We start from the raw sequence: 25,639 nt of genomic DNA on the forward strand, positions 1-25,639 counted from the left end.
TCAGACCCCCAGCCGCACGGGCATCCGCTTCACCCCGGGCACCATGGTGGCCTTCATCCGGTCGACGTCGCCGGCCAATTCGAGCCGCGGAAAGCTAAGCAACAACTCCTGAAAGAAGACGGTGGCTTCCAGCCGCGCCAATTGCGCTCCGATGCAGGAATGTTCGCCGCAGCCGAAAGCGATGTGCGGGTTAGGGTGACGCGTCACCTTGAACTCTTCGGAATCGGCGCCGAAGACATCCTCGTCGCGGTTGGCCGACCCATACAACATGGTGACCACCTCGCCCTCGCGGATCAGCTGGCCGCGAACCTGGGTATCGGCGGTCGCCACCCGCGACATGCTGACCACAGGGCTGGTCCAGCGCAACATCTCCTCGACCGCGCCGGGGATCAGGGTCGGGTCCTCGATCAACAGACGGCACTGATCAGGGTGCTCGATCAGGGCGAGGGTGCCCAGCGCGATCAGGTTGCGGGTGGTCTCGTTTCCCGCGACCAGCAGCAGGAACGAGAAGTTGAGCAGGTCGTCGTCGGTGAGTCGGTGCTCGTCGATCTCGGCCTCGGCCAGCACCGACAGCAGGTCATTGCGCGGTTCGACGCGCCGTGCCGCGATGAGCTTCTGGAAGTACTCGAACAGCTGGCCGATGGCCACGAATGCGTCGAGTTCGATTTCGGGGTCGGCGGTGCCGGTGGCCGCGTCCGACCACGCGCGGAACTGCTCCCAGTCCTGTGCCGGGGCGCCGATGAGTTCGGCGATCATCCGGGTGGGCAGCGGGGCCGCGAGCTCTTCGGCGAACTCGTGCACCGAGCCGGGTTCCACCTGATCGAGGATGCCGCGCACGATCTCGCGGATCTTCGGCTCGAGCACCGCGACGCGCCGTCGGGTGAAACCCGAGTTGATCAGCTTGCGCATCTGCCGGTGCCGCGGCGGGTCGGTGAAGATGAGGTTGCCCTCCTGGACCGGATTCGGCACCTTCGGATCTGGTATCGAGATGCCCTTGGTCGAGGTGAACAACGCGGGGTTGCTCGAGACGTGGCGAATGTCCTCGTACTTCAACAAAGCCCAGAATTCGGTGACGTCGTTCCAGTGCACAGGCGAGGTCGCGCGCAGTTCGCGGTAGGCGGGATAGGGATCGCCCGCGTAGAAATCGGGGGAGTGCAGCGGGACATCAGTGAGCACGACACGCCTCCCGGTCATCCGACACTTTGCCACGAAGTGTCCTGTGGATCGTGTCTACTCTGGAACGCGTATCGCTGTCAACACATCCACAAGGCATTGAAAGGACGCGTAATTCATCGCGCCGGTGATTGACCCCGAGTCTCGGCGGGTGTACACCAGGTTGATAGATGACCGACACTTGGGGTGAGGAAGCAGATGGCCGAACTACCGCCCACCGGACTGATCGACACCTATCAGCTCTACATCGACGGCAGTTGGGTGGAACCCGAAGACGGCCGCTACGACGACATTTCGCCGGCCACCGAGCAGGTCATCGCCACCGCGCCGGACGCGAGCGTCGGTCAGGTCAGTGACGCGGTCGCCGCCGCGCGCCGGGCGTTCGACGAAGGCCCATGGGCCGCCATGTCGGCCGAGCAGCGCGGGAACTGCCTCAGTCAACTCGGCGACGCACTGCTCAAGTACGCCGACGACTTCTTCGCACTGTCCCAGGTGGAGTGGGGATGCACCGCCAACGAACGGATGATGCAGATCGACGGCGCCGCGTTCATGTCCATGCACGCCGCCCAACTCGCCACGCAGCTGGCCGATGAGACGGTCACCGGGATCGGCGCGGGAAAGACGATGCTTCGCCACGTGCCCCTGGGCGTCGTCTCGGTGCTGACGCCGTGGAACTTCCCGCATCTGCTCAATGTCATGAAGCTCAATCACGCGCTGACCGCGGGCAACACCGTCGTGCTCAAGCCGTCCCCGCTGACACCACTGGCCGGGCTCGCGCTCGCGCGAATCATCGACGAGCACACCGACTTCCCGCCCGGCGTGGTCAACGTCGTCACCCCGTCGGGCATCGAGGCGGCCCGGCTGCTCACCACCGACCCGCGGATCGACATGGTCAGCTTCACCGGCAGCACCGTGGTCGGCCGCCAGGTCATGTCCGCCGCCGGAGACTCGTTGAAGCGGCTCCTGCTGGAGCTCGGCGGCAAATCGGCGTGCATCGTCCTCGACGACGCCGAGATCACCGACGACATGCTGCAGCAGATGCTCTTCGACTGCTGCTCAATGCATTCCGGGCAGGCCTGCATCCTGCAGAGCCGACTGCTGGTGCCCGACTCCCTGCACGACGACGTCGTCGGCCGGCTGGTCGGGTTGGCCCGCGAGGTCAAGGTCGGGGACCCCACCGACCTGGAGGTGCAGATGGGTCCGCTGATCAGCGATGCCCAGCGCGGCCGGGTGGAGGCGCACGTCGCCGCGGCGCTGGGCGAGGGCGCCAAACTGGCCACCGGCGGCGGTCGGCCCGCCGGATTGGATACCGGTTTCTACTTCGAGCCGACCATCCTCACCGATGTCGAACCCGATTTCGTCATCGCCCAGGAAGAGGTGTTCGGCCCGGTGCTGAGCGTGCTGCGCTACCGCGACGATGACGATGCGGTCGCCATTGCCAACAACTCCCGGTACGGCCTGTCCGGCTCGGTCTGGGGCGCTGACGTGGATCGCGCGGTGGGGGTGGCCCGTCGGATTCGGACCGGGCAGGTCGCGGTCAACGGATGCGGGCCCGGCGCCGCGCCGTTCGGCGGCTTCAAGCTGAGCGGTCTGGGCCGTGAGGGCGGCGGGATCGGCGGGGTGCACCAGTACATGGAGCAGATGGCGATCGGGGTGCCCGCGTGAGCGGACCCCTCACGGGGCTCCATGTCGTCGAAATCGCCACCCAGATCTCGGGGCCCTACGCCGCAAAGCTTTTCGTCGACCTCGGCGCCGAGGTCATCAAGATCGAACCACCCGATGGGGACCCGCTGCGGCGCTGGGGGCCTTTCCCCGCGGGCGTCCCCGGAGAACAGGGCGGCCTGTTCGAGTACCTCAATGCCGGCAAACGTGGTGCCACAGTGGATCTCGCCACCTTCGACGGGCAGGCGACCGCCCGCGAGCTCATCGCCGGCGCGCACATCCTGATCGAGAACCTGCCGCCGGGGACACTGCGGGCGTGCGGGCTGGGCGCCGAGACCCTCGATCCGAATCTGGTGTTGGTCAGCATTTCCCCCTTCGGCCAGACCGGGCCATGGCGGGACCGGATCGCCAGCCCGCTGACCATGCAGGCGGTGTCGGGCTGGATCACTGCCCGCGATCCGCAGCGCCCACCGGTGCAGGCCGGGGCCCGGATATCGGAGTACATCGCGGGTGCCTACGCCACACTGGGGGCACTGACGGCGTTGCGTGTCGACGGCCGCGGCCGCGTGGTCGATGTGTCGGAGTTTGAGTCGCTGCTGTCGACGCTGCCGTATCCGATGCTGACGTCAGAGCGGATGCGGAGTCTGGGGCTGCCGCCGAATGTGCGGTCCACGCCGATGCTGGGCGTGGTGCGGGCATCCGACGGCTGGGTGGGAATCAACTGCCTGACCGGGCAGCACTGGCTCGATGTGTGCGCGATGCTGGGGCTGCCCGAGTACGGCGAGCACCAGATCGCGATCATGCTCGGCGGCCCCGAACGCGCCGAATTCTTCGCCGCCGCAGCGCCGTTGCTCGCCGAGCGCACCGTCGCCGACACCGTCGAACTGTGTCAGGCGATGCGCATCCCGGCCGCGCCGGTCAATGACGGCGCCACCGTGCTGGACTGTCCGCAGTACGCCCAGCGCAGCTTCTTCGTCGAGACCGCCGGCTTCCGGCGCCCCGGCGCACCATTCCGGCTGTCCAAAACCCCGGTCGCCCCACCTGGACCCGCGCCGCAGCTCGGTGGCCGGGCCGAATGGTCGGACCGTGGCGAATCCTGTTCGCCCACAACCGGTGCCATACCTTTTGCCGGGCTGCGGGTGCTGGACCTGAGCACCTTCTGGGCCGGTGCCTATCTCACCTGTTATCTGGGTGCGTTCGGCGCCGACATCGTCAAGGTCGAGTCCATCCAGCGTCCCGACGGACACCGCTACTCGGGTGCCTTTCCCTTCGAGGGTGCGGACTGGTACGAGCGCAGCGCGCTGTGGCAGGCCACCAACCTCAACAAGAAAGACATCACCCTGGACCTGACCTCGCCACGCGGACGTGACACCGCACGCCGGCTGGTCACCCGCGCCGACATCGTCGTCGAGAACTTCTCCCCGCGCGTGGTGGAACACTTCGGTCTGCACTACGAGTCGCTGGTCGCGATCAAGCCGGACGTGATCGCGGTGCGGATGCCGGGCTTCGGACTGCAGGGACCCTGGCGCGACTACGTCGGGTGGGCATTGAACATCGAACAGACCTCCGGGATGACGGCCGCTACCGGCTACGCCGACGGCCCGCCGTGCAACCTGCAGGGACCGGCCGATCCCGTCGCCGGAGTGCACGCCGGGGTGGCCCTGCTGGCCGCTTTAGAGCACCGCCGCCGAACCGGCGCGGGCCAACTGATCGAAATCGCCCAAATCGAAGTCGCCGCAGCCGTCACCGCCGAACCGGTCATCGAGTATTCGATGAACGGCGTCGTCCGGCCGCGTGCCGGCAACCGGCTGCGCGGCTACCTGCAGGGCGTCTACCCAACCGCCGAGGACGACGTGTGGGTCGCGCTGTCGGTACCCGACGAGGCAACGCTGGACCACGATGAGTTCGACGGGCTGGTCACCGCCTGGGCCCGCACCCAGACCGCCACCGCCATCGTGGAAATCCTGCGCGCCCAATCTATTCCGGCCGAACGGCTGGCCACCGGCGACCGGATGTACGACTTCGAGCAGCTCGACGCGCGGCGGTTCTACGAAGAGTTCACCCACCCGGTCACCGGGCCGCGACGCTATCCCGGCTGGCCGTTTCGCATCTCTCCCGGACCGGCGAGCCACCACCGCACCGGCGCGCCGACATTGGGTCAGCACAACGACGAGATCCTGCGCGGGCTGGGCCTTTCCGGCGATGAGCTGGTCGCCCTGCGAGAGCAGCGGGTCATCGGGGAGCGTGTGGCCGGTGGCTGACGCTCATGCTGTAGAGCGTGCAGCCAGCCGGACGCTCGGCGACGATCTACCGTTGTCCGGTGACGTGGAAGAGGTGCGAGGGTAGAGCGCTGGCGGACAGCGCTCTCAGTGACGACGCGCGGGACGCCCAGCTCGAGGACTACATCCGGATGCAGAATCCGCAGCTGACCGACATCCGGCTGGCGCACGCGACCCCGATGGAGGAGGCGGACCGTAGCGGGCAGCCTGTCAAACGGTGGTATCACGTTACTTACCTGGCGAACGACTGCGGCTCTTGAGCTGCACAGATACCCGATCAGATGCGTCAATGTATCGAATATCACGTTCCGAAACGGTGTGAAAGTGGTGCGTCGCGGCGTACCGGCATGACAAGCTGCACGGCATGGTTGTCGCGATTGCCCGTCCCAAGATCGAAGGAAGCATCGCCGTGGCCGAAGACCGGCAGATCGGCTTCGCGGAATTCGGCGCGCCACAGGGACGCGCGGTCTTCTGGCTGCACGGCACACCCGGAGCCCGCCGGCAGATCCCGACCGAGGCACGCGTCTACGCCGATCACCACAACATCCGCCTGATCGGCGTCGACCGGCCGGGTATCGGTTCCTCGACGCCGTATCAGTACGAGGCCGTTTCCGCCTTCGCCGACGACCTGCGCGCCATCGCCGACACCCTCGGGATCGGCAAATTGGCTGTCGTGGGCCTTTCCGGCGGAGGCCCTTACGCCCTGGCGTGCGCCGCCGGCCTGTCCGACCGCGTGGTGGCGGCCGGCGTGCTCGGCGGTGTGGCGCCCACGCACGGCCCCGACGCGATCAGCGGCGGCCTGATGGACCTCGGCTTGCGGGTCGCGCCGTTGCTGCGGCTGGGCGGTACCCCGTTGCGGCTGGGCGCGAGCCTGCTGATCCGGGCCGCCCGCCCGATCGCCTCGCCCGCGCTCGACGTCTACGCGCTGCTCTCGCCCGAGGCCGACCGTCATCTGCTCACCAGGCCCGAGTTCAAGGCGATGTTCCTCGACGACCTGCTCAACGGCAGCCGCAAGCAGCTGGCCGCGCCCTTCAACGACGTCATCGTGTTCGCCCGGGATTGGGGATTCCGGCTCGAGGAGGTCACCGTCCCGGTCCGCTGGTGGCACGGCGACCACGACCACATCATCCCGTTCTCGCACGGCGAGCACGTCGTGTCCCGGCTCCCCAACGCCGAGCTGTTCCATCTGCCCGGCGAAAGCCACCTCGCCGGCCTCGGTCGCGGCGAAGAGATCCTGGCCACCCTCATGAAGGTCTGGGACGAGGAGGCTTGATCATGCTCGCCGAAGTCAGCGAACTGGACGTTGACCGCCCGGCATGGTCCGGCCACACCACCGCGGCCGCCCCGGGGCTGGCTCTCTGGCTCACCGACATCCCCCGCGCCGTGGTCGAGTACGGCCAGTTGGTCGCGGCACTGCCGCTGCGACGCAAGCTGCCGACCGGCGACGGGCATCCGGTACTGGTGTTGCCCGGACTCTTGGCCGGCGACGGCACCACCTGGACCCTGCGCCGCCTGCTGACCCGCCTCGGGTATCAGGCCCACGGGTGGGGGCTCGGGGTCAACATCGGGCCGACCACCAAGGCGGTGGCGGGCATGTCGGCGCTGCTCGACGAGCTGCACGACCGTCACGACACCCAGGTCAGTCTGATCGGCTGGAGCCTCGGCGGGATTTTCGCGCGCAGGCTGGCTCGCCGCAATCCGGCGGCGGTGCGCCAGGTGATCACGCTCGGCAGCCCGTACCGCATGCAGCATGAAGGCCAGTCCCGCGCCGCCCGGCATTTCAACCTGTTTGCGCGCATGCATGCAGAGCGGCACGAGCTGCCGTTGTCGATGGAGAACGAGCCGCTGCCGGTACCGGCGACCTCCATCTACTCGCGCTTCGACGGCATGGTCGCGTGGCAGACGTGCGTCGACGCCGCCGCCGACCGGGCTGAAAACATTGCGGTGCTCAGCAGCCACATCGGTTATGGCCATCACCCGGCCACCATCTGGGCGATTGCCGACCGCTTGGCGCAGCCGGTCGGCAGCTGGGCCCCGTTCCGGCCGCCGGCGGCGCTGCGCCCGCTGTTTCCCAAGCCGTTCGACCCATGCGGGTAGCGTCGCTGACGTGTTGCTGACCTCGCTGAACCCATCGGCGGTTGCCGCCACCGACATCCCCGATGCGGTCAACATCGACGGGGTCACCCTCAGCCGCAGCGACCTGGTGGGCGCCGCGACATCGGTGGCCGAGCGGGTGGCCGGCGCGCAACGGGTCGCGGTGCTGGCCACGCCCTCGGCATCGACGGTGCTGGCGATCACCGGTTGCCTCATCGCGGGCGTGCCGGTGGTGCCGGTTCCTGCCGACGTCGGAGTGGCCGAGCGCCGGCACATGCTCACCGACTCCGGCGCCCAGGCATGGCTCGGCCCGATGCCCGACGACCCGGAAGGGCTGCCGCACATTCCGGTGCGATTGCACGCGCGGTCCTGGCACCGTTATGCCGAACCGTCACCGGATTCGGTGGCAATGGTGGTGTACACCTCGGGTACCACGGGATTGCCCAAGGGCGTACAGGTGAGCCGGCGCGCGATCGCCGCCGATCTGGACGCGCTGGCCGACGCCTGGCAGTGGACACCGGACGACGTGCTGGTACACGGGCTGCCGCTGTACCACATCCACGGCCTGGTGCTGGGCATGCTGGGGTCGCTTCGGGTGGGAAATCGCTTCGTGCACACCGGAAAACCGACTCCGGCCGGCTACGCTCAGGCTAGTTTGCAAGCCCACGGCACGCTGTATTTCGGGGTGCCGACGGTGTGGTCGCGGGTGGTCGGTGATGCCGCGGCCGCCGATGCGCTGCGCCCGGCGCGGCTGCTGGTATCGGGCAGCGCAGCGCTGCCAGTGCCGGTGTTCGAGCGGCTCGAACGGCTCACCGGGCACCGGCCCATCGAACGGTACGGCGCCTCGGAATCATTGATCACCCTGTCGACCCGCGCTGACGGGGAACGGCGCCCGGGCTGGGTGGGTCTGCCGCTGGCCGGCATCCACACCCGGATGATCGACGACCACGGCGAGCCGGTTCCCCACGACGGCGAAACCGTGGGCAAGCTTCTTGTTCGCGGGCCGACGTTGTTCGACGGATACCTCAACCGGCCCGAAGCAACCGCCGAGGCGTTCGACCCGGACGGCTGGTACCGGACCGGAGACGTCGCGGTCGTCGACGACGGCGGGATGCACCGCATCGTCGGGCGCGAGTCGGTCGACCTGATCAAGTCGGGTGGCTACCGGATCGGTGCGGGCGAGATCGAGACCGTGCTCCTGGGTCACCCGGGTGTGGACGAGGTGGCGGTGGTCGGGCCTCCGGATGAGGACTTGGGACAGCGGATCGTGGCCTACGTCGTCGGCTCCGCGGCCCCCGATGAGCTCATCGACTTTGTCGCACAACAGCTTTCGGTGCACAAGCGGCCGCGCGAGGTGCGCTTCGTGGAGTCGCTGCCCCGCAACGCGCTGGGCAAGGTGCTCAAGAAGCAGCTGTTGGCAGAGGGCTGAGCCTCATCGTTTGAGTCGGCACGAACGTTCGTGTTGAGGACGGTCACGCAGAAACTTCATCACCGCGGCTGCGTCCGGAACCCACTTCGCTGGCTTTGCGGCCGCGCCACTGAACTGCTTCAAGGGCTACGGCGACGTGCACAGACGTCTGGTTCAGCGGCCGCGGCAGCAGTCGTTGAGCGGCTTCGACTCTGCGCAGCAGTGTGTTGCGGTGAGTGTAGAGACGTTTGGCAGCGCGGGAGGCATTACATTGCTCGTTGATGAATGTCAGCAGCGTCGCCTGCAGTTCGGGACTTGCTGACTCGAGCTCGCCGAGCGTGCCGGTGATGAATTCTCTTGCAGCATCTGTGTTTTGAGTGATCAGATCGACCAGTTGTAGATCAGAGAAGAACGCCACTTGCTGGTCCGACTGAAGCCGCGCCAGGGTGCGCTGCGTGGTCAGCGCCTCAAGGTGGCTGCGCCGAAAGCCTTCGGTTCCGCTTGCGGTAGTCCCGATGGCGATGCGTGCCCCGGCCACGTTGTTCACGGCCTGCCCGACTGCGTCGACGTCGAGACCGGTGGCCTCGGCTAGCCACACCCAGCGAGTGGCGGCATTGGCGACCACAGTCAGCTGCTGCACCGATCCCACGGCGTGGCTGAACGCGTCAGCGGCTCGATCGAGATTGCTGTGGTCGCCGTCGAGTTCGTCGGTCCAAACGACGGCGGCGGTATGAGTTCGATTCAGCGGGTAGCCTAATCGCGCCTCGGCGCGCTCACGGCTCATCGGGGCGGCCTCGAGGAGGAGCCTGACCACTTCGAGGCGCTCCGCATGGGTGCCGCGGGTCAGCTCGTCGTGTTCCAGCTGGATATGCCGGGCAATGCCCGCGAGCGTGGCCTCGATGAAATCGTTGACCGACCTGGCGGAAATGTCGAGCAGTTCACGTAGTTCTTGCGGGTCAGATGTGAGATCGAATGCGATCTCCATCCAGAGCCGCCACGCGACGTACTCGCCGCTTCGATAGACGTCGAGCGCCAGCGTGTCTAATCCGCGGCGTACCAAGTCGCGGGCCATGCGCAGCGGCTCCGCGCCGAGATTGGCTGGCACTGGGCTCCCGGGGTCACGCAAATTAGCAGCGGCCCAGTGCACCAGGTTCGCGCGATTGGCTGTCTTGACCACCTTGGAGAGGACCGGGTCGTTGGCGATCGCCGGGTTAGCCGCTATCGTTGCGCGGTCCAGTTCCTCAACCCACTCGGGGGCGGGATTAAGGGCGATCCGGGCTCCCGCTCGGATTAGCTCACGAATTCGCGGCGAGGGTTGCTTCCATGCCACGCGCCGATTCTAGGACGATTAGGAGCGATGCGCCTGTTATGTCCCGGCTGTTGGGGGGCTTTAAGGCTCCTGGCCCGTTGATCACTCGAATTTTGGTGTCGGCTACGTCACCATCGGCCGGCAGTGCGATCTAGCGATCGAGCTGACCGATGTGCTCAGTGCGGAAGTCGTGCGGGCATGGGCGAGCCGTTGACCAGTGCAGACGTAGTGCGATGTGAGTGGGCCAACAGGGGAACTGAGGAAACTCAAGTGCACAATAGGTAAACAATAAATCCTTGCGCTGCGGATTCCGCGCAGTTGCATTCTGGCTGAACATAATTGGCTGAAACTCGATCGGGCGGGCAGCTGACCCGACGTACGGCTGTGCCGCAACGTGGTGGCCGCTAGGGAATCACTGATTAGAGGGCCATCCTGAGCGGGTGGATGCCAGGTGCGGGTCCGTCGGGGCCCCTGTGTCGCGCGGGAGGTTCGTGGCGTGCTGATGTGCCCGGTTGACCGTCGAATCGACACTGACCGCCCAATCGATGCGATCGGCATCGGCGGCCGCGGTGAGTACCACCGCCAAGATCGCATCCCAGGTACCGTCCTTGCGGTACTGGTCATGACGGCGCCACGTGGTCTTCCACGCCCCGAACTCGGCCGGCAAATCCCGCCACGGACAACCCGTGCGATAACGCCAGATGATCGCTTCGACTACCGTGCGGTGATCACGAAACGGCCTGCCGCCCTTGGCCGAAGCGACCGGCATCGAAGGCTCGATCTGGGACCACATCTCATCAGACAACACCTGCAACCGCGACATGCCTCTGCACACGCCAGCCCAACCACGAAATGGTTACGGGACACGCCCTAGTGGCTGATGTGGGGCACAGCGAGTCAAGCCTGCGCTACGGTCGGCCAACCCGACCGCACGTGCAACAAATGCATGAAGCAACTATATACCTAGGGTGCATTTTGCACCAAGGGGAACCGAAAGTTGGGAGGATCCGACCACTGCCAGGCCCGAGGGGTGCAATCTGCCCACCGAAAGGTGGCCTTCGGGGAGAAATAACCTATTGCGGCCATTACCTCTTCGTGATCATTGGCTCCATTGCGTCTCCGCTAACCCACCAGTGGCGGAGTGCGAGAGCCAACGATGGCTCAACAGTCAACAGTCAACAGTCAACCGGCATTTTCGGGCCCATGCTCGGTTCCTTGGAGGAGGTAAACGCATGTCTTTCGTGACAGCACAACCAGAGATGCTGGCGGTAACAGCGGGCGAACTGAGTACGATCGGCGCGACATTGAGCGCAAGCAATGCTGCCGCAGCAGCGCCGACTACCGGGGTTCTGCCGCCGGCCGCGGACGAGGTGTCGGCATTGGTTGCCGCTCAGTTCGCGGTACATGCGGCGACGTATCAGGCGGTGAGTGCCAAGGCCGCCGCGACGCACAACCAGTTCGTGGACACTCTTGCCACCAGCGCCAGTTCCTACTTGGCCACCGAAGCCGCCAACGCGGTGGCGACGGCCTGAGGGCGGCCCGCGTAATTCGAGCAGGAGGGTACTGAGATGGATTTCGGCGCGTTACCACCGGAGATCAACTCCGCGAAGATGTACGTCGGTCCGGGTTCGGGTTCAATCCTGGCTGCTGCGGAGTTCTGGGATGGCATTGCGGTTGATCTGTTCACCGCGGCGTCGTCATTCCAGTCGGCGGTCTGGGGCCTCACGGCCGGGTGGCTGGGTCCGTCGGCAGTCTTGATGGCGGCGGCGGCCGCACCGTACATCATGTGGATGAATGTCAGCGCAACCCAGGCTGAGCTGACCGCCACCCAGGCCAGGGCTGCGGCCGGCGCCTACGAGGCGGCATATGCGATGACGGTACCGCCGCCGGTGATCGCCGAGAATCGCATCCAGTTGTTCACATTGATCGCGACCAACCTCTTCGGGCAGAACACCCCGGCGATCGCGGTGACCGAGTTCGAATACGGCGAGATGTGGGCTCAAGACGCTGCAGCGATGTATGGCTACGCAGCCGCTGCGGCGGTGGCCACGGAGACTTTGACCCCGTTCGAGGAGGCGCCGGAGATCACCGACGCGGCTGGTCTGGTCGAGCAGAACGCTGTCGTCGAGGAGGTTATCGACAACGCCGCGGCAAACCAGCTGATGAACGCCGTCCCCAAGGCACTGCAGGGGCTCGCCAGTCCGGCCAATGAAACCGCGGCCCCGGAGGCGCCGAAGTCGTTGTGGGCCACAGTCTCTCCCCACTTAGGGCCTATCGGCAACATCGTTTCGATGGTCAACAACCACGTGTCGATGGGCAACACGTTGCTCTCGGAGACCAACACCATGAGCTCGATGATGAAGCAGTTTGCTCCGGCGGCGACCAAGGCCGCTGAAACGACGATAGGCACAGGGGCTATGGCGATGGGCTCGATGGGCTCGCTGGGCTCGGTCGGCCCGATGGGCTCAATGGGTAGCGGAATCGGTTCCTCGGGTATCGCCAGTGGCGTGTCCGCGGGCCTGGGCCGTGCCATTTCGGTTGGCGAGCTCTCGGTGCCCAAGGGCTGGGCCGCGGCAAACCAGACGGTCACTCCGGCGGCGCGGGCGTTGCCGCTGACCAACGCGGCCAGCGCCGCTGAAAGCGGGGCCGGACACATGCCGGGCGGAGTGCCGGTGGGGCAGATGGGCAGGGGCAGCTCCAACAATGGGATCAACAATGTGCTGCGAGTCACCCCTCGCCCGTTCGTGATGCCCCGTCCCTTGTCGGCCGGCTAGCCCCCGGGGTCCTGCCGAACGGAGCCCGCAGCTGGGATGCGGTGATCGCAACAGTTGCCGGGTGTCCCTGGCGGGCTGGTCGATGCCGCCCGAAAGCGGACCGGACGACGTCAGGGTTTGACACGGCTCGCCGGCCGCACGATGGTTCGACCGAGTCTTTCGCTAGCACAGCGGCTTTGGATGTTCTGCCCCCGCACCGGATTGGCCGGGGGCTGGGAGCAGAACACCGATCAGCTAGACGGCGCCTCTCTGAGTCAAGTACCCGGTTGTAGAGTGGCTGCTGGTAGGTCCGGGAAGTGACTTGTCCGAAGCGTCAGTGTGCGGGGTTTGAGCTGGCCGCGCCGGATGTTAGTGCCGCCCCCGAGTATCCTCCCGGGCCTGCTTCACATCGTGCGGAATCTCGGCTCAGCTGTCGGTAGACGACGTCGGATAGGCTTCGTTTGAGGCAGCGCAATGCTTCTGGGTGGCTCTTGCCGGCGGCGCGTTTTGGGTAAGTCCCCTGGCGTGGTGGGGTTTCGGATCTGAGGTCGACCGGTCCGGCGATGCCTCGGGCGTGTTGTTGAGGGCTGTGGGGTGGGCCATCGCGTAGTGGTCAGTGAGTTACCGACGAAAGTGACTCACAGAAAGACATACGACGCAATCACCCAGGACCATTCTGCCTTGCTTGCCCAGCTTGACGCTTTGAAGTCTGCTGATGCCGGGGCGGTGTTCGCCGAGTTGATCCGTGCTGGGCTGCAGGCGCTGATCGAGGCCGAGGCCACTGAGGCGATTGGGGCGGGCCGCTACCAGTGATCGGCTGATCGCGGCGTGCATCGCAATGGGCATCGTCCCAAGACGGTGTCGACCACTGCCGGTGATGTTGAGGTGCAGATCCCCAAGCTGCGCGCCGGGTCGTTCTTTCCGTCGCTGCTGGAGCGGCGCCGGCGTATCGACAGGGCGTTGCACGCGGTGATCATGGAGGCATACGTGCACGGGGTGTCGACGCGCAGTGGCGATGACCTGGTCGCGGCGATGGGCGTGCAATCCGGTGTCTCCAAGTCGGAGGTTTCCCGGATCTGCACTGGCCTGGACCGCGAGATCGAGGCGTTTCGCGCCCGTAGCCTGGCACATACGCAGTTTCCGTACGTGTTCTGCGACGCCACGTTCTGCAAGGTGCGGGTCGGGGCGCACGTCGTCTCTCAGGCGCTGGTGGTGGCCACCGGGGTATCCATTGAGGGCCACCCGCGAAGTGCTGGGGACCGCGGTGGGTGATAGCGAGTCGTACGAGTTCTGGCGGGAGTTCCTGGCCTCGCTGAAGGCCCGCGGGCTGTCCGGGGTTCATCTGGTCATCTCCGATGCCCACGCTGGCTTGAAAGCTGCAGTGGCACAACAGTTCACGAACTCTTCGTGGCAGCGGTGCCGGGCGCATTTCATGCGCAGCCTGCACTCCGCGGCGTCCGCCAAGCACGTCCCAGCGGTGACCGCGGCGGTCCAGACCATCTTCGCTCACACCGATCCCGATGAGGTTTCCGCGCAGTGGGATCGTGTCGCCGACACCCTGGCCTCGTCTTTTCCGAAGGTGGCGACAATGCTGGGCGAGGCTAAGGCCGACGTGTTGGCGTTCACCGCGTTCCCGAAGGCGCACTGGCAAAAGATCTGGCCGAACAATCCCATCGAACGGTTAAACAAGGAGATCAAGCGTCGAGCCGATGTTGTGGAGATCTTCCCGAACCCGGCCGCGCTGCTCCGGCTGGCCACTGCGGTGGTCATCGAAGCCCACGACGAATGGCAGATCACCCGACGTTACCTCTCCGATGTCTCCATGGACGAACTACGCACCGTCATCGCCGCCAAACACGCGGCCGCAGCACTGGACAAGCAACACCAAATCGCCTAGCGATCAACAAGACTCGTTGATCACAACGCGTGAACTACGCCAGATCCGAAGTCCACCACTCCCTGGGACGCTATCCCGTCGGCTGTCGCACGCGAGGGTGCGCAGCTGTGCGCGGACACGCCGTGGTGGCCGGCAATTTGCGCATCCTCGTGGCGAGCGGCGTTGTGGTTAGGGCACCAGCGCCCAGAAGGGGTGGGTCACCGACCACACCGGGTGGGTCAAATCGTCGGTGTAGTGATACACCGGGTGCGTCGGGGGTGGGGTGGGGTGCATCGGCGCGACCGGCGAATGCATCGGACCCATGCCGGGCTGGCCTGGGGCGGCCGCGGCTACCGCCGGTCCGGCCGCAACGGAGGCCAGTGACAATCCGGCGGCACACAGCACACCCGCCGATATGGTGCGAATCGTGGACATCTTTTCGTCTCCCTTCGGTCAATATCGTCAACCATAGTTGACATTAAGCCATGATAGGGACCGGCAGGCTATATTGTCAACTATGATTGACGAAGGCGGTCCCCGGTCGCCCCAGACCGACCTCGGTCAGGCCATCCGGATGGCCTGGTGGAGTTACGTCCATCGGGTCGATACCGAGATGCAGGCCGGCGGTTTCCCGGAGCGACGTTTCGCCATGAACTACGTGTTTGCCCTGTACGCCCAGCCCGGGCCGATGACCATCTCGGAGATGGGACGCCAGTTCGACGTCTCTCGGCAGGCGGCCAGCAAACTCGTCGGAGAGCTCTGCCGCGAGGGCTATCTGCAGACGGCGGCGTCGGCCACCGACCAGCGTGAGAAGGTGGTCGTGCTCACGCCCAAGGCAATCGACTATGTGACCGCGCGGCGGCGGGCGGCGGCCGAGCTGGACCGGGCGATCGCCGAACGCATCGGTGACGACGGGCTCAGCGAACTACTGCGGATGCTGCGCGCGGTTGGTGCCGTGTCGACGACGGGGACCGACTACGACCCCGCCAACGTATACCGGTCACCGAAGCTGTGGTGACCGATCCAGGCGATATCCAGCATGTTCGCAGCCTTTTCGCGGCGCATCACCGGACTTGACGCCATAATCTCAAATGCTGTGCACCGAGCAGCGGTTGACCCGGACGTATCGCCCATGAGACGGGTGGCCCTGGCCTGCCTGGTCGGCTCGGCGGTCGAGTACTACGACTTCTTCATCTACGGCACAGCGGCGGCGCTGGTGTTCCCCACCGTCTTCTTCCCGCACCTCAATCCGACCATGGCCACCGTCGCGTCGATGGGCACGTTCGCTACCGCCTTCCTCTCCCGGCCGCTCGGCGCCGCGGTCTTCGGGCATTTCGGCGATCGGTTGGGGCGCCAGAAGACTCTGGTAGCCACCCTGCTGATCATGGCCGTCTCGACGGTGTCGGTGGGGCTGGTGCCCGCTACGGCGACGGTGGGCGTGGCGGCCCCGCTGATCCTGATCATGCTGAGGCTGGCGCAGGGCTTTGCGGTCGGCGGCGAGTGGGCGGGGTCGGCCCTGTTGAGCGCCGAAACAGCGCCGGCCGACCGGCGCGGCCGCTACGGCATGTTTACCGTGGTTGGTGGCGGTATCGCTCTGGTGGTGAGCAGCTTGACCTTCCTCGGGGTGAATTTCACCATCGGCGAAGGCAGTTCGGCGTTCATGAATTGGGGGTGGCGGATCCCCTTCCTGTTCAGCGCGGTGCTGATCGCCATCGCACTGTACGTTCGGCTGAACATCGAGGAGACGCCGGTCTTCGCTCAGCAGCAGCGCGAGAGCATCGCTGTGGCAACACCATTCGCGCTGGTGCTGCGGCTACAGGGACGTGAGATCGTGCTGGCCGCCGGCTGCGTGCTCGGCAGCTTCGGTCTGGTCTATCTGGCCAGCACGTATCTGACCGCTTACGCACACTCACATCTGGGCTACTCGCGCAACGTCATCCTGCTGGTCGGTGCGCTGGGAGGGCTGGCGTGCATCGCATCGGCGGCGGTCACCTCGACGCTGTGCGATCGGTTCGGGCGCCGTCGCGTCATCGTGGTGGGCTGGGCGGTGGCCGTGCCGTGGCTGTTGGTGGTGATGCCGCTCATCGACTCGGGCAACGTCGTGTTGTTCGCGACGGCGATTGCCGGGTTGTTTGCCGTCGACGGCGCCGTCTTCGGACCCGTCACCGCGTTCATCCCCGAACTGTTCCCCACCCGGTACCGCTACACGGGCACCGCGCTATCGATCAACCTCGCCGGCATCGTCGGTGGTGCAGTGCCGCCGCTGATCGCCGGTCCCCTATTGATGCACTACGGCAGCTGGGCGATCGGGCTGATGATGGCGGGCCTGGCGCTGGTCAGCCTGGCGGCCACCTACCTGTTGCCGGAGACCAACGGCAGTGCGCTCGCCGCCCCCGCGGCGCAGCCGGCTCAGTTGGCGTGCAGTTCGGCGTTGAGCGCGATGCCCTGACCGTCGCGGGACACCACCTCGACCGCGCCGGTCAGCGAATTGCGGCGGAACAGCAGGTTGTTGCCGCCGGACAACTCTCGCGCCTTGACCGAATCCCCTTCGGGCGTCGTGACTTTGGTGCCCGCGGTGATGTACAGCCCCGCTTCCACCACGCAGTCGTCGCCCAGCGAGATGCCCAGCCCGGCGTTGGCCCCCAGCAGGCAGCGCTTGCCGATCGAAATGACCTGCGCGCCACCGCCGGACAGCGTGCCCATGATCGAAGCGCCGCCGCCGACATCGGAGCCGTCGCCCACCACGACGCCCGCGGAGATGCGGCCTTCCACCATGGACGCCCCCAGAGTGCCGGCATTGAAGTTGACGAAACCTTCGTGCATCACGGTGGTGCCCGGGGCCAGGTGGGCGCCGAGCCGCACCCGGTCGGCGTCGGCGATGCGCACTCCCGCGGGCAGCACGTAGTCGGCCATCCGGGGGAACTTGTCGACGCCGTACACCGTCACCGGTCCGTGCCGGCGCAGCCGCGCCCGCACCGCCTCGAACCCCTCGACCGCGCAGGGGCCACGGCTGGTCCACACCACATTGGTCAGCACCCCGAACAGGCCGCCGGCGTTCAGCCCGTGCGGTGCCACCAGGCGGTGTGACAACAGATGCAACCGCAGGTAGGCGTCGTACGCGTCGGTGGCCGCATCGTCCAGCGAACCGATGGCGGTGCGGATCGCGATCGTCTCGGTCTGGCGGTCGTCGTCGCGGCCGACGAGCGCCGCCAGTTCGGCGGGAACGTCGGACAACGCCAGGCGCGACGTCGCGGTCGTCTCCGAGTCGCTCAATTCCGGCGCGGGAAACCACGCGTCGAGGACAGCTCCGTCAGAGGCGAGGGTCGCCAGGCCGATACCTGCAGCTCCAGTCACGGTCGACAAGGGTACTTCGGTCGCCGAGCAGACGCAGAATCGCATGCCGAAGGCATCCTGGATGCGATTTTGCGACTGCTCGGCCGACTAGGCTGGGACCCGTGCTGGACTTGCGCGGAGACCCCGTTGAGCTGACTGCGGCGCTGGTCGACATCCCCAGCGAGTCGCGGGACGAGGCGCGCATCGCCGACGAGGTCGAGGCGGCCCTGCGGGAGCAGACCGCCGGATTCGAGATCATCCGCCGTGGCAACGCGGTGCTGGCGCGCACGGCACTGAGCAGGCCGTCCCGGGTGCTGCTGGCCGGGCATCTGGACACCGTCCCGGTCGCCGGCAATCTGCCCAGTCGCATCGAGAACGGCGAGTTGCACGGCTGTGGCACCTCGGACATGAAGTCCGGCGACGCCGTCTTCCTGCACCTGGCAGCCACCGTGGCCGAACCGGCGCACGACCTCACCCTGGTTTTCTACGACTGCGAGGAAATCGACTCCGCGGCTAACGGTTTGGGCCGCCTGGAGCGTGAGCTGCCGGACTGGCTGACAGCCGACGTCGCCATCCTGGGCGAGCCCACCGGCGGCTTCATCGAAGCCGGCTGCCAGGGCACGCTGCGCGTGGTCGTCAGCGCCACCGGAACCCGCGCGCACTCTGCCCGTTCCTGGTTGGGCGACAACGCCATTCACAAGCTAGGTGCCGTGCTGGACCGGCTGGCCGGTTATCCCGCGCGCAGCGTCGACATCGACGGTTGCGTGTATCGGGAGGGCCTTTCCGCCGTGCGTATCGACGGTGGTGTCGCGGGCAATGTGATTCCCGATGCCGCCACGGTCACGATCAATTTCCGTTTCGCCCCGGACCGTTCACCGGACGGGGCGTTGCGGCACGTCCACGAGGTGCTCGACGGGTTGGATGTGTCCATCGAACTGACCGACTCTGCGGCCGGTGCGTTGCCCGGTTTGTCGGCGCCGGCGGCCAAGTCTCTGGTCGAGGCGGCCGGCGGCCAGGTGCGGGCGAAGTACGGCTGGACCGATGTCTCGAGGTTCGCGGCGCGGGGCATCCCCGCGCTGAACTACGGGCCCGGCGACCCCAATTTGGCACATAAGCGCGACGAACGGGTGGCCGTTGCTCAGATCACCGCCGCGGTGGACATGCTGCGGGGTTACCTGAGCGGGTAGCTACTGGCCTAGCTGCTCGGCCTGCCGGGCGGCATCCGCGGCCGCCGCGCCCATTCCGATCCCGGCCAGGTCGTCGGCCACCGACCTGAGCTCGCCCGCATCGCCGGTGACCAGGGCGCGGGCGTGTCGGGTGATGAGACTACCTGCGGCGCAGTGTATTTCAGCTGCCAAGCGAGCAACCGGGTCTGCCGCCCGCCGGTCACCCAACCGGACGGCGTCATGCCAGGCGAGCAGCGCCACCGCCGACTGCCCGGCTCGTTCGGCGGCCCGCGCGGCCTCTCGTGCCGCCGCGACGGCGCCGGCGTGGTCCCGCGCGGTCGCCCTGGTCCAGGCGCGGGCTATGCCGAGTTCGGGTGCGAACAGGGCCGACTTCGTTCCGTGCCGGGACTCGGCCCGCCGCAGCGCTTTCGCCGATCCGGGAATATCCCCTTGGCGGGCGATGGCCGTCGCGAACAACATCAACGACAACGGCCCCCAGGAGTAACCGGTGCGTTCCAGCTCGGCCGCGGCGGGCTCCAAAAGTGCTGCTGCGAGGTCGAATTCACCCTTGATCAGGAGCACGTAAGCCGACAGTACCTCGCCGATCGCTCGACCGGGCTGCTGTAATTCGGCGAAGTCGGTGAACTGCTGGGCCAGCGTCTGCGCCTGCGCAACGTCGCCCGCCATCAACAGCGACGTGATCTGGCCCAGTCCCACCGTGAACCGGAGCAGGCCCGGGTGCTCGGCGGCCGCAGCCTGTTCGGCCAGGCGTTCGACGTCACCGAACCGGCCCATCCGGGCGGAGGACAACGCGGCAGCGCTCGCCGCCCACGCCACCGCCAGATCACTGGCCGACGATCCGGACAGCACCTCGGTGGCCAAAGCCACTGCGCGGTGCAGGTTTCCGGAGTTCATTGCGAACGTGGCACTCAACCCGTCCAGCACGGTGCGCGCCGCCGGGTCGGTGAACCGGTTGCGGGTGGTCTGGAGGAAGGCAGTGGCCTTCTCCGGCTCACCCAGCATGAAGAACTGGTTGGCCGCCCGCGGCACCGCCCACGCCATCAGCTCCGGCTCCGACAAGCTCGCCGGATCCACCGCGGCCAGCACCGCGTCGGCCTCGCGGCCGCGTCCCTGCCATCCCAGTGCCTGCCCCAGCACCAGACGCGCATCCAATCCGCCCGACCGATCCACTGCCGCGCGGGCCAGCCGTTCGGCAAGTTGCAGGTCGCCCAACCGCAGCGCCTGCTGCGCGGCAGCCTCCACCTCAGCGACCGGCTGAGGGGCGTCGCTGTCCAAGGCCAGCGACGCCAGCCGCAGCCGTGCGCTGGGGTGGTCCGACGGGTGCTGCGAGAGCAGGTGCACCAATTCGGTGCGGCGCCGCCGCGCGCCGTCGCGACCCAGGGCGGCCGCTGCGCGGTCGGCGAACATCGGGTGCGCGGTGTACACCATCGGCTCGTCGGGATCGCCACCACGCAACCGGATCTCGGCGGCGCCCAAGTCCTCGGCCTGGCTCACCGCGCCATCGCCCGCCAGCACGGTCAGATCGGCCAGCGACAGCGGCTCGGCGATCGCGAGATAGTCCAGCACCGAACGCGCCGGCCCCGGCAACTCGCTGAGAAACTCGTCGACCTCGGCCGGTGTCGTCACCCCGCGGGGCGGCTCGAGGTCGATGCGGTCCAGCAGTCCGTCGGTCCACAACGCGGCGATCGCCGCCGGCGCCGCGTCGGCTCGGGCGGTGACGATCATCCGCGCGGCGCGGGTGAGTGCCAGCTGATACACCAGCGTCGCCGACAGCACGTCCAGGTCGTGCGCTTCGTCGACGACCAGCAGCAGATCGCCCTGCTCGGCGGCACGAACCAGCGAGGTGCGGGCGGCACGCAACAACGCGGCCGGCTTCCCGATGTCGGCCCCCCAACCCAGAAAGTCGATCAAATGCCCGAAGGCGCCGAACGGAACCACTTGCTCGGCCGGGGTACCGATGACCCATCGGGTGGTCGTACGCGGGTGTTGGCCGCAGAACTCCTCGGCCGCCAAGCGCGCCAAGGTTGACTTGCCGACACCGTCGGGCCCGAGTACCACAGCGCCACCTTTTTCGGCCAGCGCGGCGGTCAGCCGCTGCAGGGCGGCCGTGTGCTGGGGGACATTCCAACGAATCGGCACCGTTGCGAGTCTATGGCCCATGTTCGGTGCACAGCTTGTGCAGGGTTGGTCTACGTTTCGGATATGCCCCGCACAACCAGCCGCCAGTGGACGGTGGCGGTGTACTGTGCCGCGACACCTACGCACCCGGAGCTGCTGGAGCTTGCCGCGTCGCTGGGCGCCGGCATTGCCGAACGCGGCTGGACGCTCGTGTGGGGCGGCGGTCATGTCTCGGCGATGGGAGCGGTGGCCTCGGCGGCACGGGCCTACGGCGGCTGGACCGTCGGGGTGATTCCGACCCTGCTGCTCAACCGTGAACTGGCCGACCACGATTCCGACGAGCTGATCGTCACCGACACGTTGCGCGAGCGCAAGCGGGTGATGGAGGAGCGGGCCGACGCCTTCATTGCGCTGCCCGGCGGGGTCGGCACCCTCGACGAACTGCTGAGTGCATGGACCGAGGGATACCTCGGCGTGCACGACAAGCCCATCGTGCTGCTCGATCCCTGGGGCCACTATGACGGTATGCGCGCCTGGGTGTACGGATTGGTCGACAGCGGTTACATCTCCCAGGCCGCCGTCGACAGGTTGATCGTGGTGGATAAAGTCGGCGATGCGCTACAGGCGTGTGCGCCCGACTGACGGGACCAGCGGGTACTAACGAAGCGAGGGATCACGTGTCCGACCAAGGCGCGCGCACACGAGTCAAGCTCACCGATATCGCATTGCGGGTGCCCGGCCTCATCGCGGATACGCCGTCGATCGCGCGCGGGGTCAGCGGCCTGCTGGCCCGGCCCAACTCCAAGACGTCGATCGCGTCGGTGTTCCAGGACCGGGCCGCCCGTTACGCCGACCGCGTATTCCTGAGGTTCGGCGATCAGGAGCTCACCTATCGCGATGCCAACGCCACCGCCAACCGATACGCCGCGGTGCTCGCCGCGCGCGGGATCGGCCCCGGCGATGTCGTCGGCGTCATGCTGCGCAACTCGCCGAACGCGGTGCTGACGATGCTGGCCGTGGTCAAGTGCGGCGCCGTCGCCGGCATGCTCAACTACCACCAGCGCGGCGACGTCCTGGCGCACAGCCTGGGTCTGCTGGACGCCAAAGTGCTGATCGCGGAATCCGATTTGGTCAGTGCCGTCAGCGAATCCGGCGGGCCGGCCGGTGACGTGCTCACCGTCGAGGATCTGGCGCAATTCGCGACCACCGCTCCCGCCACCAACCCCGCCTCATCGACGACGGTGCGGGCCAAAGACACCGCCTTCTACATCTTCACCTCCGGCACCACCGGGTATCCGAAGGCCAGCGTGATGACGCACTACCGCTGGCTCAAGGCGCTCGGCGCATTCGGCGGGCTCGGACTGCGGTTGAAGAGCTCCGACACGCTCTACAGCTGTCTGCCGCTTTATCACAACAACGCGCTGACGGTCGCGGTGTCGTCGGTGATCAACTCGGGTGCGACGCTGGCGCTGGGGAAGTCTTTCTCGGCCTCGCGGTTCTGGGACGAGGTGATCGACAGCGGGGCGACCGCGTTCATCTACATCGGCGAGGTCTGCCGCTACCTGCTCAACCAGCCGGCCAAGCCGACCGACCGCAAGCACAAGATCCGCGTCATCGCCGGCAACGGCCTGCGCCCCGACATCTGGGACGAATTCACCGAACGGTTCGGTATCGGCCGGGTGTGCGAGTTCTACGCCGCCAGCGAAGGCACGACCGCGTTCATCAATGTCTTCAATGTGCCTCGCAGCACCGGGATTTCGCCGATGCCGCTGGCCTATGTCGAATACGACCCGGACACCGGTGAGCCGGTGCGCGACGACAGCGGACGGGTGCGCCGGGTGCCCGCCGGTGAACCCGGCCTGCTGCTCAGCCCGGTCAACCGGCTGCAACCGTTCGACGGCTACACCGACAGGTCGGCGACCGAGAAGAAGCTGGTGCGCAACGCTTTCAAGGACGGCGACTGCTGGTTCAACACCGGCGACGTGATGAGCCCCCAGGGCCTGTTCCACGCTGCCTTCGTCGACCGGCTGGGCGACACGTTCCGGTGGAAGGGCGAGAACGTGGCCACCACCCAGGTCGAAGCGGCGGTGTCCGCCGATCCACACGTCGAGGAGTGCACGGTCTTCGGCGTCGAGGTGCCCCACACCGGCGGGCGCGCCGGGATGGCCGCGATCAAACTGCGCGAGGGTGCGGAGTTCGATGGCCAGTCCCTGGCCCGCGCGGTGTACGACAAGTTGCCGGCCTATGCGCTGCCGTTGTTCGTGCGGATCGTGGAGTCGCTGGAGCACACCACGACCTTCAAGAGCCGCAAGGTGGAGTTGCGCAAGCAGGCTTACGGTTCTGACGTCGAGGACCCGCTGTACGTGCTCGCCGGTCGCAAAGAGGGCTATGTGAAGTTCTACGACGAATACCCGGAGGAAGTCGCCGCGGGTAAACGGCCGCAGGGCTGAACGCCCGTCGGGGCCGCGTGCCGGCTTCGGGTGTGTGGCTATGGCGGCGACATCGCGAATTTCCCGCCATGAACGCACACGCCGTGCCGCCACCGCACACTAGATGCCGTCGATCCCAATCCAACGGGCACTATGGAGAGGTGCAGTCAAGCCTGTGCGGCCGCCCCGTTGCGGGGGATCGCGCGCTGATCATGGCGATCATCAACCGCACCCCGGACTCGTTCTTCGACAAGGGGGCGACCTTCGCCGACGGCGCCGCCCGCGAGGCCGTGCACCGCGCGATCGCCGAGGGCGCCGATGTCATCGATGTCGGCGGAGTCAAGGCCGGCCCGGGCGAGACCGTCGACACCGACACCGAGGTCGCGCGACTGGTGCCCTTCGTCGAATGGTTGCGCGGCGCCTACCCCGACCAGCTCATCAGCGTCGACACCTGGCGCTCGGAGGTGGCCAAGCTGGCCTGCGCGGCCGGCGCGGACATCATCAACGACACGTGGGGCGGGGTGGACCCGGTCCTGCAGGACGTGGCCGCCGAGTTCGGCGCCGGCCTGGTTTGCGCGCACACGGGGGGAGCGCGACCGCGGACCCGGCCCTTCCGGGTGAGCTATGGTACGACTACCCGCGGCGTGGTGGACGACGTGATCGGCCAGGTCACCGCCGCCGCAGAGCGGGCAGTCGCGGCCGGGGTGGCCCGCGACCGGATACTGATCGATCCGGCGCACGACTTCGGCAAGAACACCTTTCATGGCCTGCTCCTGTTGCGGCACGTGGCCGATCTTGTTAAGACCGGGTGGCCGGTGCTCATGGCTTTGAGCAACAAAGACTTCGTCGGGGAGACTCTTGGGGTGGACGTGACCGAACGGCTCGAGGGCACGCTGGCGGCCACCGCACTGGCCGCGGCCGCCGGGGCGCGCATGTTCCGTGTCCACCAGGTCGCGGCGACCAGAAGGGTGCTGGAAATGGTGGCCTCGATTCAGGGCACCCGGCCGCCGGCGCGCACCGTGCGAGGCCTGGCATGACGGCGTCGGAACTGGTCGGGGCGGATCTCGTCGGCGACCTGGCCGAGCGCAGCTGGAACCGGCCGCGCTGGACCGTCAATGAACTCGTCGCCGCCAAGGCGGGCCGGACGATCTCGGTGGTGCTACCCGCCCTCAACGAGGAAGACACCGTCGGCTCGGTGATCGACAGCATCTCGCCGCTGGTTGACGGACTGGTCGACGAACTCATCGTGCTGGATTCGGGATCCACCGACGACACCGAGATCCGCGCCATCGCGGCCGGGGCGCGCGTCGTGAGCCGCGAGCAGGCGGTGCCCGAGCTCCCCGCCCTGCCCGGCAAGGGCGAGGCCCTGTGGCGTTCACTGGCGGCCACCAGTGGAGACATCGTGGTGTTCATCGACTCCGACCTGATCGACCCGGATCCGATGTTCGTGCCCTACCTGGTCGGCCCGCTGCTCACCGGCGAAGGCGTTCAACTGGTCAAAGGCTTCTACCGACGGCCGCTCAAGGTTGGCGACGCGAGCGGCGACGCGGGTTCCACCGGTGGTGGCCGGGTCACCGAACTCGTGGCGCGGCCCCTGCTGGCGGCGCTACGGCCTGAGTTGGGCTGGGTGCTGCAGCCGCTGGGCGGGGAATACGCGGCCAGCCGGGAGTTGCTGATGGCGCTGCCGTTCGCGCCGGGCTACGGGGTGGAGATCGGGCTGCTCGTGGACACCTTCGACCGGCTCGGGCTGGATGCGATCGCCCAGGTGAACCTCGGTGTGCGAGCCCACCGGAACCGGCCGTTGGAGGAGTTGGGCGCGATGAGCCGGCAGGTGATCGCGACGTTGCTGTCGCGCTGCGGAATTCCCGATTCGGGCGTGGGGTTGAGCCAATTCTTTCCCGTCGGTGACGGCTACACCCAGCACACGTTGCCGGTGTCGTTGGCCGACCGTCCCCCGATGAGTGTGCTCCGGCCGCACTGAGGCCCCGCTGATCGCGGCCTGTCGGTGCCTTAGGGCA

21 protein-coding genes and 1 pseudogene are annotated in these 25,639 nt (G+C 67.2%); 16 read left to right on the plus strand and 6 right to left on the minus strand.

Annotation, left to right across the window (positions count from 1 at the left end; translation table 11 throughout):
* Complete coding sequence (locus AC5Y7D_RS22920; protein WP_499927994.1) at nt 1-1,194, minus strand: cytochrome P450; 1,194 nt, start codon at nt 1,192-1,194, stop codon at nt 1-3.
* Nucleotides 1,195-1,371: 177 nt separating this feature from the next.
* Between AC5Y7D_RS22920 and AC5Y7D_RS22925 the strand changes: the two genes are divergently transcribed.
* The 6 genes from AC5Y7D_RS22925 (at nt 1,372) to AC5Y7D_RS22950 (ending at nt 8,637) form a co-directional block, all read left to right on the plus strand.
* Complete coding sequence (locus AC5Y7D_RS22925) at nt 1,372-2,838, plus strand: aldehyde dehydrogenase family protein (protein ID WP_499927996.1); 1,467 nt, start codon at nt 1,372-1,374, stop codon at nt 2,836-2,838.
* Nucleotides 2,835-5,096 (plus strand): CaiB/BaiF CoA transferase family protein, encoded by a 2,262-nt coding sequence (locus AC5Y7D_RS22930; protein WP_499927998.1) that lies wholly within the window; start codon nt 2,835-2,837, stop codon nt 5,094-5,096. The genes AC5Y7D_RS22925 and AC5Y7D_RS22930 overlap by 4 nt, the downstream gene beginning before the upstream one ends.
* 59 nt (nt 5,097-5,155) lie before the next feature.
* Nucleotides 5,156-5,374 carry a hypothetical protein gene (locus AC5Y7D_RS22935; protein ID WP_499927999.1) on the plus strand — a complete coding sequence of 73 codons (219 nt, stop codon included), beginning with the start codon at nt 5,156-5,158 and terminating at the stop codon, nt 5,372-5,374.
* A gap of 104 nt (nt 5,375-5,478) precedes the next feature.
* Nucleotides 5,479-6,387 (plus strand): alpha/beta fold hydrolase, encoded by a 909-nt coding sequence (locus AC5Y7D_RS22940; protein WP_499928001.1) that lies wholly within the window; start codon nt 5,479-5,481, stop codon nt 6,385-6,387.
* Nucleotides 6,388-6,389: 2 nt separating this feature from the next.
* Complete coding sequence (locus AC5Y7D_RS22945; RefSeq protein ID WP_499928003.1) at nt 6,390-7,211, plus strand: alpha/beta hydrolase; 822 nt, start codon at nt 6,390-6,392, stop codon at nt 7,209-7,211.
* 10 nt (nt 7,212-7,221) lie between these two features.
* A complete protein-coding gene (locus tag AC5Y7D_RS22950; protein ID WP_499928005.1) occupies nt 7,222-8,637 on the plus strand; it encodes an acyl-CoA synthetase in 1,416 nt (471 codons plus the stop codon).
* A 43-nt stretch (nt 8,638-8,680) separates the two neighbouring features.
* Here the strand turns inward: AC5Y7D_RS22950 and AC5Y7D_RS22955 are convergent, their stop codons facing one another.
* Both AC5Y7D_RS22955 and AC5Y7D_RS22960 read right to left on the minus strand, forming a co-directional pair.
* Complete coding sequence (locus AC5Y7D_RS22955; protein WP_499928007.1) at nt 8,681-9,946, minus strand: Rv1453 family transcriptional regulator; 1,266 nt, start codon at nt 9,944-9,946, stop codon at nt 8,681-8,683.
* Between the two features lie 391 nt (nt 9,947-10,337).
* Nucleotides 10,338-10,748, minus strand: coding sequence for an IS5 family transposase (locus AC5Y7D_RS22960; RefSeq protein WP_499928009.1), 411 nt, complete (start codon nt 10,746-10,748; stop codon nt 10,338-10,340).
* 409 nt (nt 10,749-11,157) lie between these two features.
* Here AC5Y7D_RS22960 and AC5Y7D_RS22965 point away from each other — a divergent pair, with 409 nt between their 5' ends.
* The 3 genes and pseudogenes from AC5Y7D_RS22965 to AC5Y7D_RS22975 all read left to right on the plus strand — a co-directional run bounded on the left by AC5Y7D_RS22965 (nt 11,158) and on the right by AC5Y7D_RS22975 (nt 14,575).
* Nucleotides 11,158-11,457 (plus strand): PE family protein, encoded by a 300-nt coding sequence (locus AC5Y7D_RS22965; RefSeq protein ID WP_499928011.1) that lies wholly within the window; start codon nt 11,158-11,160, stop codon nt 11,455-11,457.
* Between the two features lie 36 nt (nt 11,458-11,493).
* Nucleotides 11,494-12,699 carry a PPE family protein gene (locus AC5Y7D_RS22970; protein WP_499928013.1) on the plus strand — a complete coding sequence of 402 codons (1,206 nt, stop codon included), beginning with the start codon at nt 11,494-11,496 and terminating at the stop codon, nt 12,697-12,699.
* Nucleotides 12,700-13,338: 639 nt separating this feature from the next.
* Nucleotides 13,339-14,575 (plus strand): annotated as a pseudogene (locus AC5Y7D_RS22975) (IS256 family transposase).
* 168 nt (nt 14,576-14,743) lie between these two features.
* Here AC5Y7D_RS22975 and AC5Y7D_RS22980 read toward each other — a convergent pair.
* Nucleotides 14,744-14,989: a hypothetical protein gene (locus AC5Y7D_RS22980; protein ID WP_499928014.1), complete on the minus strand. Its 246-nt coding sequence runs from the start codon at nt 14,987-14,989 to the stop codon at nt 14,744-14,746.
* Between the two features lie 82 nt (nt 14,990-15,071).
* On the opposite strand from AC5Y7D_RS22980, the gene AC5Y7D_RS22985 reads away from it, so the two are divergent.
* Together AC5Y7D_RS22985 and AC5Y7D_RS22990 are read left to right on the plus strand one after the other, a co-directional pair.
* The gene (locus AC5Y7D_RS22985) at nt 15,072-15,572 is read left to right on the plus strand and encodes a MarR family winged helix-turn-helix transcriptional regulator (protein WP_499928016.1); all 501 of its coding nucleotides are present in this window, start codon (nt 15,072-15,074) and stop codon (nt 15,570-15,572) included.
* Nucleotides 15,573-15,686: 114 nt separating this feature from the next.
* On the plus strand, nt 15,687-17,003 hold the full coding sequence (locus tag AC5Y7D_RS22990) for an MFS transporter (protein ID WP_499928018.1): 1,317 nt from the start codon (nt 15,687-15,689) through the stop codon (nt 17,001-17,003).
* On the opposite strand, the gene dapD is transcribed toward AC5Y7D_RS22990, so the two are convergent.
* Complete coding sequence (gene dapD, locus AC5Y7D_RS22995) at nt 16,964-17,917, minus strand: 2,3,4,5-tetrahydropyridine-2,6-dicarboxylate N-succinyltransferase (RefSeq protein WP_499928019.1); 954 nt, start codon at nt 17,915-17,917, stop codon at nt 16,964-16,966. The two genes, AC5Y7D_RS22990 and dapD, sit on opposite strands and share 40 nt — an antisense overlap.
* 92 nt (nt 17,918-18,009) lie before the next feature.
* Here dapD and dapE point away from each other — a divergent pair, with 92 nt between their 5' ends.
* The gene (gene dapE, locus AC5Y7D_RS23000) at nt 18,010-19,074 is read left to right on the plus strand and encodes a succinyl-diaminopimelate desuccinylase (RefSeq protein WP_499928021.1); all 1,065 of its coding nucleotides are present in this window, start codon (nt 18,010-18,012) and stop codon (nt 19,072-19,074) included.
* Here the strand turns inward: dapE and AC5Y7D_RS23005 are convergent, their stop codons facing one another.
* Nucleotides 19,075-21,213 (minus strand): AAA family ATPase, encoded by a 2,139-nt coding sequence (locus AC5Y7D_RS23005; protein WP_499928023.1) that lies wholly within the window; start codon nt 21,211-21,213, stop codon nt 19,075-19,077. It lies immediately after the preceding gene.
* A gap of 63 nt (nt 21,214-21,276) precedes the next feature.
* Here AC5Y7D_RS23005 and log point away from each other — a divergent pair, with 63 nt between their 5' ends.
* The 4 genes from log to AC5Y7D_RS23025 all read left to right on the plus strand — a co-directional run bounded on the left by log (nt 21,277) and on the right by AC5Y7D_RS23025 (nt 25,602).
* Complete coding sequence (gene log, locus AC5Y7D_RS23010; RefSeq protein ID WP_499928025.1) at nt 21,277-21,834, plus strand: cytokinin riboside 5'-monophosphate phosphoribohydrolase; 558 nt, start codon at nt 21,277-21,279, stop codon at nt 21,832-21,834.
* A gap of 35 nt (nt 21,835-21,869) precedes the next feature.
* Nucleotides 21,870-23,642 carry a long-chain-acyl-CoA synthetase FadD6 gene (gene fadD6 / locus AC5Y7D_RS23015; RefSeq protein ID WP_499928027.1) on the plus strand — a complete coding sequence of 591 codons (1,773 nt, stop codon included), beginning with the start codon at nt 21,870-21,872 and terminating at the stop codon, nt 23,640-23,642.
* A gap of 68 nt (nt 23,643-23,710) precedes the next feature.
* Nucleotides 23,711-24,658 (plus strand): dihydropteroate synthase, encoded by a 948-nt coding sequence (gene folP, locus AC5Y7D_RS23020; RefSeq protein WP_499928030.1) that lies wholly within the window; start codon nt 23,711-23,713, stop codon nt 24,656-24,658.
* Nucleotides 24,655-25,602, plus strand: a complete 948-nt coding sequence (locus AC5Y7D_RS23025) for a glucosyl-3-phosphoglycerate synthase (protein ID WP_499928031.1) — start codon at nt 24,655-24,657, stop codon at nt 25,600-25,602. Before folP ends, AC5Y7D_RS23025 begins: the two co-directional genes overlap by 4 nt.
* Nucleotides 25,603-25,639: the final 37 nt, after the last annotated feature.

This window comes from Mycobacterium sp. NGS49 (genome assembly GCF_059812565.1).